Here is a 13,527-nt window from a genome sequence, read left to right on the forward strand (position 1 = left end):
GAAGCCCGCTTAAGGAAACTTAAGCGGGCTTTTTGCTTTAACGCTAAATGCATCGACAGGCAGCGTTACTCTGTGGCTATCGGCGCGTCATTCTCATCAATTTTTACCTTGCCCTGAATATCCGCAATCTTCTGCGCCAGACCCGCCACCTGCGCTTTGCTGTGCAGCAAGGTATAGGTCAGATCAAACTGCGCACTGGCGCCAGGCTGCAACTGCTTAACGCGTTTTTGTTCGCGCTCGACAGTGACCGGGTAGGCATAGCTGGTGCCCGGCTCAATCCCCGTTACATACCCCTGTTTTAACGTATCGGTATTCTTCCACAGCGTCAGGACGGGCAACTGGCGGGTATCGAACTGAATCGCCACCCCTTTGTCGCCCGCGTTATTGACCAGCGCCGCCAGTGTCTGATGATTCGGATCCGATAATGGCTTAATGTTAAAGACCATTTCATCGAACCCTTTGGTTGGACCGGCATAGGTTCCCCAGGTCTTCAGCCCGGCTTTGGCATAGTCGTTAAACGGACTGATGCTGGCCATCGGCGCCAGGAAGCGAGCGCCATTTTCCAGAATCGGCGCGCCGAAATTGCTGTGATAAATAATCTGGTAGTCATGGGGATAATCCGCCCGGTTGGTTAACACATCATGCAGGCGGAAACTGTTGCTGCCGGGCACATAGCGCAATTCGGTCAGGGTTTGCAGATCGGCTTTTTTGAATGTGCTCTCTTTGATCAGGCCGCGAACACGAATTTCATATGGCGCCGTATCCGCGACCTCAACCTCAACCCGCGAGGCCGGCGTATTGCCCGCTTTGCCGTGCAACGTGTAAATTTGCCCTCCTTCGGTCACTGGATGACCGGTCCACTCATAGCCACAACGCACCATCATCTCATTGAAACCTTCCAGCCAGCCGAGCCCATTGCGGCTTTCCAGGTTGATAAAGGCGGGGTTGACCACCTCTTTGACCGGGGAATCCCATCCCATTTTCGCGCCAAATCCTTCTGCCCGCAGGAGGTTCATGCCGCGGGTGGGACTCAGCGTGATGGTCAGGCCATCCTCGCTGCGGATAATCACGACTTTGCTGCCTTCTTGCTTACCGCCGTGCAATACCTTCTGCTCAATGCTGAACGTTTTATCCTTAATCTTCAGCGCCTCGCTCGAAATCTTCCAGTTTCCTTTCTCCACGCCATCTTCAGCGCTGGTCAGCACCCAACTCTGCGCCGCCGCCTGTCCTGAAATCAGGGCCGAAAACACCGCCATCACCCATGTCTTTTTCATTTCCCTTCCCCTTTAGCTGAATCGATTTTTTATAAACAAGGGAAAATCTACTGTTAAGCAGGTTAAAGAAATGTGATGAGCTTCACCGGGTGAGTATTTGAAGAAATAGTGCGACAAAAATACGAATTTCATCGCAGTTTTAATGAAAGACGTTGAGTTTTTGCACATGAAACGAGCTACTTATCAACATAATTTGTATCGTTTCAGCTAAGGAGCAAGGAGACAGTTACGGGCAAGCAAGACATCGCGAAGGGAGTGCGGGTGGCTTGTTTAACGCTATCCGGCCCAAACGAAAGTGCTCAGACAGCCTGCCCGTCTTGAGCCTCGTTGCTTTCACGGCCGCCTGCTTGTGTCAAAGCACAAAGCCCGCACCGGGGAATCTGAGCGTGCTTTGTGCCTTTCTGCCGTTAGCGCTTACAGCACAAACTCGTAGTGAGAGCCGTCCGGCAGTTCAATGTCCAGGCGCAGTTTGCCGCCGGCCGCCTCAACATAGCGTTTAAGCGAAGACAGTTTCAGATCGCGGCCAGGTTTTTCCATCACGGCAACGGTCGGCTGCCTGATCCCCAGCGCCTGCGCCATTTCAACCTGCGTTTTCTGTACTTTTTCACGCAGCTCGGCAAGGTGAATGTTCAGCATGATGTCCGCCGCCAGCGCCTGCGCTTTGGCCACGACCTCGGGCTTTTCATCCGCAATAAGCTGTTCCAACGTTCTGCCCATCGCGTCACTCCTTCTCGTTTAATGTGTTCAGCCAGTTCGTGAATTCCCGATCGGCAACCTGGATCATCCCATCGTAAAAACGCTTTTCATTACCGGCTTTATTGCCCGCGCAAAGCACAATGCCAATACGGTACGGATCGAAAGCGAAGAATGCCCGCAACGGTTCGCCTCGGCACTGAATGCGCAACTCTTTCATATTGCTGTAACGTGAGCCTTTAACCGTATCGGCATAGGGTCTGGGCAACCCCGGCCCCTTTTCCCGCAGGACCATCAATGCGGCAAGTACGCCGGCCCGATCGGCATCGCTGAGTGATCTGAACCAATGATCAAATGCATCCGTTGTTTTAATTTCCCACACGGGACCTCCCTAAAATATAGATCAGTAACTATATAGATGTAAAGCTATAGCAGAGAGGCGCTGGGATAGCATGCAAAGGCATGCGTGGATACTGCAAGGCTGAACGTACATCCACGCATTTTGCAAACGCAGTGCGAGGCATTCACCTTTTTACGCGCGGTATCGAACAATCGTTCAGAGGCACGGAACGTTTCCCCGCCGCCCCTTTATGAACCCTGTCACAAAAAGCGCATAACGTTTTCGACGTTCTACGCAGCGGGCGGTGAGCGGCAAACTTGTTAACGCCACGTTACATCGGGTTAGGCAACATTGTTAACGCCGATTGATGCGCCAAACGCATCGCGCCATGCGTTTATTGCGCTTATTTACTTTATTTTCCTGAGCGAGTCTTCAGCAACAGGCGCGGCGTCAGGCGCCAATAACAAACTGGAGATAAAGATGCATTCCTCTACCTCACCCATGACTCCCCGGGCCAGAGCCGGCGCGATATTGCGCGTCACCTCCGGCAACTTTTTAGAGCAGTTCGATTTTTTCCTGTTCGGCTTTTACGCCACCTACATCGCACACACCTTTTTTCCGGCCAGCAGCGAGTTCGCCTCACTGATGATGACCTTTGCGGTGTTCGGCGCGGGCTTTTTGATGCGCCCGATCGGCGCCATCGTGCTGGGCGCTTACATCGATAAAGTCGGCCGCCGCAAAGGGCTGATCGTGACCCTGTCGATCATGGCCGCGGGCACCTTCCTGATTGTGCTGATCCCCTCTTACCACAGCATCGGGCTTTGGGCGCCGCTGCTGGTGCTGTGCGGGCGCCTGTTGCAAGGCTTCTCGGCGGGTGCGGAGCTGGGCGGCGTGTCCGTCTATCTGGCCGAAATCGCCACGCCGGGCCGTAAAGGCTTCTACACCAGTTGGCAGTCCGGCAGCCAGCAGGTGGCGATTATGGTGGCGGCGGCAATGGGCTTCGCGCTCAATGCGGCGTTGGAAGAAAGCGCCATTCGCGAATGGGGCTGGCGCATTCCTTTCCTGTTCGGCTGCCTGATCGTTCCCTTCATCTTCCTCCTGCGCCGCAAGCTGGAAGAAACGCAGGAGTTTACCGCCCGCCGTCACCACCTGGCGATGCGCGACGTGTTTAAAACCCTGCTGAAAAATTGGCCGGTGGTGATCGCCGGCATGCTGATGGTCGCCATGACCACCACCGCGTTTTATCTGATCACCGTCTATGCGCCGACCTTCGGCAAAAAGGTGCTGCTGCTCAGCGCTTCCGACAGCTTGCTGGTCACCCTGCTGGTGGCGATCTCCAACTTCATCTGGCTGCCCATCGGCGGCGCGCTGTCGGACCGCTTCGGCCGCAAACCGGTGCTGGTCGCCATGACGCTGCTGACGCTGGCCACCGCCTACCCGGCGCTGAGCCTGCTCGCCGCCGCCCCCAGCTTCGGCATGATGCTGGCCGTGCTGCTGTGGCTATCCTTCATTTACGGCCTCTATAACGGCGCCATGATCCCGGCCCTGACGGAGATCATGCCAACGGAAGTGCGGGTGGCCGGGTTCTCGCTGGCCTACAGCCTGGCGACGGCGGTGTTCGGCGGCTTTACGCCGGTGATCTCCACCGCCCTGATCGAATACACCGGCGATAAGGCTTCACCGGGCTATTGGATGAGCTTCGCCGCGCTGTGCGCCTTGCTGGCGACGCTGTATCTGTATCGCCGCATCGCCATGCCGCTGCAAACCGCACGCTAACCCGCAATCGCAACAGGGAATCATGTCATGCAGAAACTCACTCGTTCGATCCTCGCCGCGCTGGTGTGCGCCTCCTGCAGTACGGCGGCGCTGGCCAAAGACGTGACCGTGATGATCTCCGGCGGCTTCAAAGCCGCGCTGGAAAAACTGGCTCCGGAATATGAAACCCAAAGCGGCGACAAAATCATTCTGGTGTCCGGCCCCTCGATGGGTAAAACGCCGCAGGCGATCCCCGCGCGGCTGGCGCGTGGAGAGCAAGCCGATGTGGTAATCATGGTGGGCGACGCGCTGGCCCAACTGGACAAAGGCGGCTGGATCCAGCCGGGTTCGCGCGTGGAGCTGGCCGACTCGCCGATCGGCATGGTGGTGAAACAGGGCGCGCCCAAACCGGCGATAAAAACGGATGCCGAGCTGCGCAATGTCTTGCTGCAAGCTGACTCTTTCGCCTATTCCGACAGCGCCAGCGGCCGCTACGTCAGCGGCCAACTGTTCAAAAAGCTCGGCATCGAGGAACAGGTGAAAGGAAAGGCGCATAAGGTTGAGCGCATCCCGGTGGCCTCTGAAGTGGCGCAAGGGAAATACGCGCTGGGCTTCCAGCAGGTCAGCGAATTGCTGCCCGTGGCGGGCGTCACCTTTATCGGCGAGCTGCCGGAAAACGTGCAGTACATCACCCGCTTCGCCGGCGCGGTGACCGCTAAGGCGGAGCACCGCCGCGAAGGCAAAGCGCTGCTGAACTTCCTCGCCTCCTCTCAGGCGCAGCCGACCATTCGCACGACCGGCATGCGAACCGTGCCGGCGCAGCAGCCGGTCAGGCAGAGTGATACTGTTCAGTAATCAGCTTTTCCAGCTCGGCGGCGACAAAAGACTGCATGCGGCCGCGGCGCCGGATCAGACCGACGGTGCGTTTCACCACCGGATCAACCAGCGACACCGACGTCAACACCGAATGTTCTGAAGCGGGCATCGACATGGCGGGCACGGCGGCAATGCCGATGCCCGCCTCAACCATGCCCAGCATGGTTGTCACATGGCGAGTTTCACACACGCTGGGGCGTTCCGGCACGAGGTGTTCCAGGCGCTGATCGAGCAGATTGCGATTGCCGGAGGTTTTATCCAGCGAGACGTAATCCTGCTGATAAAATTCCCGCCAGGTGAGGCTCTTTTTACCGGCGAGCGGATGGTCACGTCGGCAGGCGGCCACGTAGACGTCCCCCACCAGCGGCACAAATTCAAGATTAGGCTGCAGCCGCCCGGCAAAGCAGATGCCGAAATCGGCCTGGCCGCCGGTGACCGCCTCAATCACATTGCCTGCGCTGCCGTCGATCAGCTTGACGCGCACGCGCGGATAGCGCAGCCGGAAACGGCGTATCACGTCGGGCATGAAATAGTAGGCCGCCGAGGGCACCGTGGCGACGGTAACCAGCCCCACCCGCTCTTGACTGACCTTATCGATATCGGCCATCACCGCTTCGACGTTCATCAGCAACTGCTCAGAACGTTCGGCAAAGGCCTGCCCGTACAGCGTCAAGGTCACGCGCCGGGTGGTGCGATCGAACAGTTTGATGCCCAGCGCGTTTTCCAGTTTCTCAATCCTGCGGCTCAATGCCGACTGCGACAGGCAGATAGACTCTGCGGCCAGCCGAAAATTGCCGTACTCCACCAGCGCGCGAAACGCATAGAGATCGTTGAGATCAAAATTCACGGGCATAACGACCAACTCTCCTTGCTGAAAATGGCAGAAGACGCAAAACAGCGATGATAACCGCTTATATCGCCACGTTCACCGACTGGGTGGTTGAACCACCAAAGCCCCTATCGCCCCAGCAGCACCATTCCCCAAATAATGATAGTCATCACCACGGCCACCAGCTGCGCTGCGCCGCCCAAATCTTTGGCGCGTTTGGATAACGGATGTAATTCCAGCGAAATGCGATCGACCACGGTTTCAATCGCCGTATTAAGCAGCTCAACCACCAATAGCAGAAAACTGCAGGTGATTAATAACAGCCTTTCTATATTTGTAATATCTAAACCAAATGTAACAACCAGTAAAATGGCGTTAATAACCAATAATTGGCGGAACGCATCTTCGGTAAGCACAGCATCAATAAACCCGGCCCAGGAATTCCTAATGCTGTAGGTTAATCGGCTTATTCCTTTTTTCTTTTCCACAGGCATACAATCAGCTCTCGTCAAAACTGCGACAGTCACTCGCAAATAAATCACGCAACGTGAATTTATCTCGAGTTTATTAATTAAAAACCTTAACCGTTCTCTTTCCGGAGACGATGCATTCACTCACTCGCCGTCCCCCTGCTCCTGAAACGCCACCGCCCGAAAATGCCCTGGCGCGGTTATTATTCTGGGAGCGTAAAAAGGGGACGCGATATCAGCCGCTTAAAGCGTTTTCTCGTACAAGCGGTAACGCTTGTACGGCACCGCGCCGATGCGTTCTAAAATCGTCCGCATGCCGGTATTGGTTTCCAGGATCCACGACATTTCCAGCGCGTCGATATTGCGCTTCGCGAAAGGCTCGCGCAGCGCCTCAATCAGCAGCAGCGCAATAATGGGCCCGATGCGGCTGAATTGATATTCCTGGCGTACGCCCATCAACGGCACGCGCGCGGTGCGCACGCCGCTGACTTTCAGGCGCCACAATAGCTTCGCCCAGCCGAACGGCAATAAACGCCCCTGCAGATCGGCAATCGCTTCGTTAATGTTCGGCAGACCGACGATAAAGGCGCAGGGGGCGCCATCCACCTCGGCGATATGGATCATATCGTCGGGCACCAGGAACTTCAGCTGATCCCCCATGGTGGCGAACTCGTGCTCGGTGAACGGGACAAACCCCCAGTTATGTTGCCACCCGGAGTTGAACACCTCGCGCAGCACCTGCATCTCCTCGCGAAAGCGCTTGCGATTGAGACGGCGGACGGTCACCTTTTTACGCACCTGATCCATCATCCGGGTTAACGACGGCGAAAAATGCAGGTCGGTTCTTTTCATCCAATAGGCAAGCAAATCAATCCCTTCACTGTAGCCCTGCTGCGCTATCTGGGCCGCGTAGTAAGGTTTCGCGTGCGTCATCAGGGCGGAAGGCGGGGTATCGAACCCTTCGACCAACAGGCCGCTTTCCTGATTGATATTGAGGCTGAATGGCCCGGTGATTTTACGCGCGCCTTTCGACCTCAGCCACTCCTCCGCTACCGTGAATAAGGTGCTGAACACGGCGGGATCGTCAACGGCGTCAATCATGCCGAAATGGCCGGTATCCTCACCATGCAGCTCCCGGTGCAGAGAATCGATTTGCGCAGTGATGCGTCCAACCACTTTGCCCTGTTTTTTGGCCACCCATGCCTGCCATTCAATATGGTCGGTCCCGGGATTCTTCTTTGACAGGTGCTCTTCGCGCTCTACATGCAGCGGCTCAATCCAGTTCGGATCATCGCGAAACAGTTGCGAGGGGAAAGCAATAAATTCTTTAAGTTCGCGTTTATCCAGAACTTTCTCAATACGGATCATAAATAGCCTTACGTTTTAATAAAATAATTAAATAAGCACGCGACAACGCCTTTAGCATTTTTTATGCTGTTGCCTTTTATTGAATTGTGTATTGCCTCCGGCTCACTGATAAGAAAAACCGAATATTCCCCCTCGGCGAATCAGCAACGTGTTGCCTGACATTCACCCTGTGATGTCCATAATTGATAAAAAAAGGAAACAGAAAGCGGCGCAGCCAGGCTACGCTAATAGTGCTCTTTTATTATTTCGTGCTGTTATGGTAAAAGAAACTCGCCGCTTTTAGTGTACCGACTTTAATCAGGAGGTGCGCCGCCATTTTTACCACTTAATGCTATTTTTAAGATTAGCCTTAAATGAATCGTTCACTTTTGAATTTCTTGCGGCATACTGTTTAGGAAGTGTTTAAGTTCCAAGATAGCCATGCATGAGGTCATAACCTATGAGCCGACAGTTATTTCCTGCCCGACAGATGCAGACTAAAGAACGGCGAAGTCCGGATATTACAATAGTCTCTCATATCTCGCCAGGGTGCCGCTCAAGGCTGATGACTCGGGCTACTTACGCTCTGCCCGGTTAATAACCGGCATGCCGCTCGAGCACGGCAATATACGCTGTTCGCGGAATGAAGATGGTTGAATAACAAACTTATTCAAAACCTATTCATAGTAAAACATCAATTACCTCGCCAAGAGTGATTTCTCTCTTTTGGTGATTTTTAATCTATGGCTAAGTTTGTCTATGTCTGAAACAAGTTCCGTTCATTCTCTTCCCATGCGCTATGCGGACTTCCCCACGTTAGTGGACGCGTTGGATTACGCGGCACTCGGTAATACGGGAATGAATTTTTACGACCGTCGCAATCAACTCGTGACCGTTCTCGACTATCGCACGCTGCAGCAAAAAGCGATCGCGGGCGCGCGGCGTTTATTGTCCCTGAAGCTCAAGAAAGGCGATCGCGTGGCGCTTATCGCCGAAACCAGCCCGGGCTTCGTCGAAGCCTTTTTCGCTTGCCAATATGCCGGCCTGGTGGCGGTGCCGTTGGCGATCCCGATGGGCGTTGGCCAGCGCGACTCCTACACCGCCAAACTGAAAGGGCTGATCGCCAGCTGCAACCCCGCGGCGATCGTCAGCAGCGAAGAGTGGACACCGCTCATCGCGTCGGCCACGGAAAACACGTCGGCGATGCACATCCTCAGCGACGCGGACTTTAACGCCTTGCCAGAACCGGAAATCGCGTTGCCGGCGCCTTCGCCCGACGATATCGCCTATCTCCAATACACCTCGGGCAGCACCCGCTTTCCGCGCGGCGTGATCATTACCCAGCGGGCGGCCATGGCGAACCTGAACGCGATCAGTCGCGACGGGATCAAGTTGCGCGCCGGCGACCGCTGCGTTTCGTGGCTGCCCTTCTATCACGATATGGGCCTGGTCGGTTTCCTGCTTACGCCGGTGGCGACCCAGCTGTCCGTCGACTACCTGCGCACGCAAGATTTCGCCATGCGCCCGATGCAGTGGCTGAAACTGATCGCCAAGAATCGCGGCACGGTGTCCGTCGCCCCGCCGTTCGGCTACGATCTGTGTCTGCGCCGCAGCAACGCCAAAGAGCTGGCCGATCTGGATCTTTCCAGCTGGCGGGTTGCGGGCGTGGGCGCCGAGCCGATCCCGGCCGAGCTGCTCGCCCAGTTTGGCGAACACTTCAGCAGCATCAACTTCGACAGCAAAGCCTTCATGCCGTGCTACGGCCTGGCCGAGAACACCCTGGCGGTGAGTTTTTCCGACCCCTGCTCCGGCCCGCAAACCAACGCGGTCGACCGCGATATTTTGGAGTACGAGGGTAAAGCGGTCGCGCCGGGCAAGAAGACCCGCGCCGTCTCGACCTTCGTCAACTGCGGCCGTGCGCTGCCCGGCCATCGCATCGAGATCCGCAGCGAAACCGGGCAACCGCTGCCGGAGCGCCAGGTCGGCCATATCACGATATCCGGCCCCAGCCTGATGAACGGCTATTTCTGCGACGATGAATCCCAGCAGCAGATCCAGGTGACCGGCTGGATGGACACCGGCGATCTCGGCTATCTGCTGGACGGCTATCTGTACGTCACCGGCCGCAAGAAGGATTTGATCATCATTCGCGGCCGTAATATCTGGCCGCAGGATATTGAGTACGTCGCGGAATCCGAACCGGAAATCCGTTCCGGCGATGCGATTGCCTTCGTGACCGAAGAACACGACGAAGCGGCCAGGATCATTTTGCAGATCCAGTGCCGAGTCAGTTCGGAAGAGCGCCGTGAACAAATCGTGCATTCGCTGAGCGCGCGCATTCAAAGCGAGTTCGGCATCGCGGTGGACATCGAGCTGCTGCCGCCGCACAGCATTCCCCGCACGTCGTCGGGCAAACCCGCGCGCGCGGAGGCCAAGAAACGCTGGCTGAGCGCTTCGCTCTACCCGCAAATGCCGCAGCTGGCCGGTTTCGCGCAATGAGCGGCACCGTGGCAGTGACGGGCGCGACCGGCTTTATCGGCCGGCATATCGTCCAGGAACTGCTGGCGCAAGGGTTTAGCGTGCGCGCCCTGACGCGGCAAGCCGGGAAAGCCGCCGTAGACAACCTGCAGTGGATCCCCGGCGCGCTGGAAGATCGGCCCTCGCTCACCGAACTGGTGCGCGGCGCGGAGTGCGTCGTGCATTGTGCGGGCCAGGTGCGCGGGCATGCGGAAGCGGTGTTCACCCGCTGCAACGTCACCGGCAGCCTGAATTTGATGCAGGCGGCCAAACAGAACGGCCGCTGCAATCGCTTCTTGTTCATGTCGTCGCTGGCGGCCCGCCATCCGGCGCTGTCCTGGTACGCCCATTCAAAACAGGCCGCCGAGCAGCAACTCATCGCCGCCACGGGCGATATCGCGCTGGGGATTTTCCGCCCGACGGCGGTTTACGGGCCCGGCGATAAAGAGCTGAAACCGCTGTTCAACGGCCTGCTGCGCGGCGTGCTGCCCCGGCTGGGCGCGCCTGACGCCAGGCTCTCTTTTCTGCACGTGAGCGATTTGGCAAAGGCGGTCAGCCAATGGGTGCAGACCGAACCCGCGCAGCCGAATATTTACGAACTGTGCGACGGCGTGGCCGAAGGCTATAACTGGCTGCGCCTGCGGGACATCGGCGCCGCCGTGCGTCACGGGCCGGTGCGCCTGGTGGGCATTCCGCTGCCGCTGCTGAAAGCCCTGGCGGATATCAGCGTGGTGTGGAACCGCCTGGTAAAACAAGAGCCGATGCTGACGCGCAGCAAAATACGCGAATTAACGCATCGCGACTGGTCCGCCAATAATCAGGCGCTGTCGCAACAGATTAATTGGTTTCCACAGGTGAGTTTGGAACGCGCGCTGCGTGAAGGGCTGTTTTAATTATTCCAAGTAGAGGTGTGTCAACGTTCTTATGCTAAATCGCGATGCTGTAATGGATTATATCCTGACGTGTTTGCAAGGTATCGTCGAAGGCGGAGTGGAAATAAAACCTGATAGCGATCTCGTCAATGATCTTGGCCTGGAATCCATCAGAGTCTTGGATCTGCTGATGATGCTGGAAGATGAATTAGATATCTCCATTCCTATCAATATATTGCTTGATGTCAGAACGCCTGAGCAACTGCTTGACGCGCTGCGCCCTTATCTGGAGAAAAACCATGGGTCTGTATGATAAGTTTGCGCGGCTCGCCAATGACCGTGAACAATTTCAAACGTCCGGTCTGAATCCGTTCGGCACCTGTATCGACGAAGTGTATTCCGCCACCCAGGGGCGCATCGGCGCTCAAAAGATTGTCCTCGCCGGCACCAATAATTACCTTGGCCTGACGTTCGATGCGCAGGCGATCGCCGCCGGCCAGGCGGCTCTGGCCGCGCTCGGCACCGGCACCACCGGCTCGCGCATGGCGAACGGCAGTTACGGATCGCACCTGACGCTGGAACGGGAGCTGGCGGAATTCTTCGATCGCCCAAGCGCCATCGTGTTCTCCACCGGCTATACCGCCAACCTGGGCGTTATCAGCACGCTGGCGGGGCCGGGCGCCGTGGTGCTGATCGACGCGGACAGCCACGCGAGCATTTACGACGCCTGCGCCCTCGGCGGCGCGGAAATTATTCGCTTCCGCCACAATGACGCCGCCGATCTGGAGCGCCGCATGGTGCGCCTGGGCGAACGCGCCCGCGAAGCGATCATTATCGTGGAAGGCATCTACAGCATGCTGGGCGACGTCGCCCCGCTGGTGGAAATCGTCGACATCAAGCGGCGATTGGGCGGGTATCTGCTGGTGGACGAAGCGCACTCCTTCGGCGTAATGGGCGAGCGCGGCCGCGGCCTGGCCGAAGCGCTAGGCGTCGAGCAAGATGTGGATATCATCCTGGGCACCTTCAGCAAAAGCCTGGCTTCGATCGGCGGTTTCGCCGTCGGCGGCAAGGGGATGGACGTGCTGCGCTACAGCAGCCGGCCGTATATTTTTACCGCTTCGCCGTCGCCGTCCAGCATCGCTTCGGTGCGCACGGCGCTGCAAAAAATCGCCCGCCATCCCGAGCTGCGGGAAAAACTGTGGAGCAATGCGCACCGTCTGTACCACGGCCTCGCCGAGCTGGGCTATACCCTGGGGCCGCGCATCAGCCCGGTGGTGCCGGTCATGATCGGTTCAAAGGAAGAAGGGTTGCGTTTCTGGCGCGAGCTGATCGCCCACGGCGTCTATGTGAACCTGGTGCTGCCACCGGCCGCGCCGGCGGGCGTGACCCTGCTGCGCTGCAGCGTCAATGCCGCGCACAGTGATGAAGAAATCGACACCATCGTGCGCGCCTTTGCGGCGCTGAAAAAATAAAGCCTTTCCTTCTCGGCCGCGGCGGCGGTGCCGAAAATGGCCTCGCCGCCCTGCCGAACCGATGCGCGCCTCAGTGCGCAGCCGTTGATACCCCATCAGCCGAATAGCGATACCCCTGCGCCGCCATAAATTCCGCGATGGCTTTTTCCGCCGCCGAAAGCACCTCTTCGATCGGCCGATCGGCATCGAGATCCACGATGTCGGCGCCTTCGAACGTCAATAGCGGCGTGACGGCGATCTTCTTCTCCAGCGCCGCTTTGCGGTGATCGGGTTTGCGCGCGCAGGCCACGTCCAGACTGACATTCAGCTTGAGCACCAGATCCGGTTTTTGCCCCGCCATCCATTGAAACGCCGCCCGTTCACGCGCCGCCAGCCAACGGACGAAACGGCTGCCTTCAACGTCGACGGGAAAAACCGTGCCGTCGTAAGCGCCAGGGATCTGCGCCTGCGGAAAACGGTCGGTCAACACGATGAACCCTTGCCGGCGATACGCCAGCATGCGGCGAAAACGCAGCAGCCGCCGCCCCACGAAAGCGATGATCACCGCCGACGGCAACAGGCCAATCCGGGATTTTTTCGTTTTGACTTTTTTGGTATTGCTCTCGATAGCCTTGCCCACCGAGCGCCCGAGCAACGGCAATTTCGCCGCCGCGCGCCCGACGTTGCCCGCCTGTTTGCCCAGATGCACCTGCACCGCCGGGCCATAATGTTTCACATACTCGATCAGATGTTCACAAACGGTGGACTTACCCGATCCGTCGCTGCCGATAACCGCAATCAGCGGCGGAAATTTTGCACTCATAATAAGACTCTCTTTCAATACACCAGAAACGGCGTGCCATATTTGAAGCGAACGATCGCTTATCATTGCCGCGGTGGCTGCGTGAAAAAAAATTTGCCATACGCAGCGCCAAAAAGCACAAAAGATTAAGCGAAAATTGAAAACCTCTGCTCTTTTTTCGTCGTGAGCCATGCCGAGAATTAACATAAAAAGCGAAACCGGCCCACGCACGAACAATTAGCACAAAATAACAAGAACAAACGCCATGAATATCAATTCAAATAACGAAAAAGAATACCGA

At 57.1% G+C, this 13,527-nt stretch carries 13 protein-coding genes; 6 read left to right on the forward strand and 7 right to left on the reverse strand.

Going from position 1 to position 13,527, the window contains the following annotated elements; genetic code table 11:
- Positions 1 to 65 precede the first annotated feature (65 nt).
- From ACTJJ6_RS04850 to ACTJJ6_RS04860, 3 genes are all read right to left on the reverse strand, one after another.
- The gene (locus ACTJJ6_RS04850) at positions 66 to 1,274 is read right to left on the reverse strand and encodes an aldose 1-epimerase family protein (RefSeq protein ID WP_079449935.1); all 1,209 of its coding nucleotides are present in this window, start codon (positions 1,272 to 1,274) and stop codon (positions 66 to 68) included.
- A gap of 414 nt (positions 1,275 to 1,688) precedes the next feature.
- Positions 1,689 to 1,991, reverse strand: coding sequence for an XRE family transcriptional regulator (locus tag ACTJJ6_RS04855; protein WP_016927038.1), 303 nt, complete (start codon positions 1,989 to 1,991; stop codon positions 1,689 to 1,691).
- 4 nt (positions 1,992 to 1,995) lie between these two features.
- A complete protein-coding gene (locus tag ACTJJ6_RS04860; RefSeq protein ID WP_016927037.1) occupies positions 1,996 to 2,349 on the reverse strand; it encodes a type II toxin-antitoxin system RelE/ParE family toxin in 354 nt (117 codons plus the stop codon).
- 438 nt (positions 2,350 to 2,787) lie between these two features.
- On the opposite strand from ACTJJ6_RS04860, the gene ACTJJ6_RS04865 reads away from it, so the two are divergent.
- Both ACTJJ6_RS04865 and ACTJJ6_RS04870 read left to right on the forward strand, forming a co-directional pair.
- Positions 2,788 to 4,083: an MFS transporter gene (locus ACTJJ6_RS04865; protein ID WP_028127724.1), complete on the forward strand. Its 1,296-nt coding sequence runs from the start codon at positions 2,788 to 2,790 to the stop codon at positions 4,081 to 4,083.
- A gap of 27 nt (positions 4,084 to 4,110) precedes the next feature.
- Complete coding sequence (locus tag ACTJJ6_RS04870) at positions 4,111 to 4,917, forward strand: substrate-binding domain-containing protein (RefSeq protein WP_440803191.1); 807 nt, start codon at positions 4,111 to 4,113, stop codon at positions 4,915 to 4,917.
- Here ACTJJ6_RS04870 and ACTJJ6_RS04875 read toward each other — a convergent pair.
- The 3 genes from ACTJJ6_RS04875 to ACTJJ6_RS04885 all read right to left on the reverse strand — a co-directional run bounded on the left by ACTJJ6_RS04875 (position 4,892) and on the right by ACTJJ6_RS04885 (position 7,605).
- Positions 4,892 to 5,791, reverse strand: a complete 900-nt coding sequence (locus ACTJJ6_RS04875) for a LysR family transcriptional regulator (RefSeq protein WP_049298857.1) — start codon at positions 5,789 to 5,791, stop codon at positions 4,892 to 4,894. The two genes, ACTJJ6_RS04870 and ACTJJ6_RS04875, sit on opposite strands and share 26 nt — an antisense overlap.
- 104 nt (positions 5,792 to 5,895) lie before the next feature.
- A complete protein-coding gene (locus tag ACTJJ6_RS04880; protein WP_004935528.1) occupies positions 5,896 to 6,261 on the reverse strand; it encodes a diacylglycerol kinase in 366 nt (121 codons plus the stop codon).
- A 219-nt stretch (positions 6,262 to 6,480) separates the two neighbouring features.
- Positions 6,481 to 7,605: a hypothetical protein gene (locus ACTJJ6_RS04885; protein WP_016927031.1), complete on the reverse strand. Its 1,125-nt coding sequence runs from the start codon at positions 7,603 to 7,605 to the stop codon at positions 6,481 to 6,483.
- A gap of 738 nt (positions 7,606 to 8,343) precedes the next feature.
- Here ACTJJ6_RS04885 and ACTJJ6_RS04890 point away from each other — a divergent pair.
- From ACTJJ6_RS04890 to spt, 4 genes are read left to right on the forward strand one after another with little or no spacing between them, the layout of a single operon-like run.
- Complete coding sequence (locus ACTJJ6_RS04890; RefSeq protein ID WP_033634185.1) at positions 8,344 to 10,083, forward strand: fatty acyl-AMP ligase; 1,740 nt, start codon at positions 8,344 to 8,346, stop codon at positions 10,081 to 10,083.
- Positions 10,080 to 10,994 (forward strand): NAD-dependent epimerase/dehydratase family protein, encoded by a 915-nt coding sequence (locus ACTJJ6_RS04895; protein WP_440803188.1) that lies wholly within the window; start codon positions 10,080 to 10,082, stop codon positions 10,992 to 10,994. The genes ACTJJ6_RS04890 and ACTJJ6_RS04895 overlap by 4 nt, the downstream gene beginning before the upstream one ends.
- Before the next feature lie 31 nt (positions 10,995 to 11,025).
- Positions 11,026 to 11,286 (forward strand): acyl carrier protein, encoded by a 261-nt coding sequence (locus ACTJJ6_RS04900; RefSeq protein ID WP_016927028.1) that lies wholly within the window; start codon positions 11,026 to 11,028, stop codon positions 11,284 to 11,286.
- The gene (spt, locus tag ACTJJ6_RS04905) at positions 11,273 to 12,445 is read left to right on the forward strand and encodes a serine palmitoyltransferase (protein ID WP_143778304.1); all 1,173 of its coding nucleotides are present in this window, start codon (positions 11,273 to 11,275) and stop codon (positions 12,443 to 12,445) included. The genes ACTJJ6_RS04900 and spt overlap by 14 nt, the downstream gene beginning before the upstream one ends.
- 70 nt (positions 12,446 to 12,515) lie before the next feature.
- Here spt and ACTJJ6_RS04910 read toward each other — a convergent pair whose 3' ends face one another.
- Positions 12,516 to 13,247, reverse strand: a complete 732-nt coding sequence (locus ACTJJ6_RS04910; protein ID WP_015378484.1) for an ATP-binding protein — start codon at positions 13,245 to 13,247, stop codon at positions 12,516 to 12,518.
- Positions 13,248 to 13,527 lie beyond the last annotated feature (280 nt).

The organism is Serratia sp. 22278, from assembly GCF_052045405.1.
In the GTDB taxonomy this organism is placed as follows: Bacteria; Pseudomonadota; Gammaproteobacteria; order Enterobacterales; family Enterobacteriaceae; genus Serratia; species Serratia marcescens.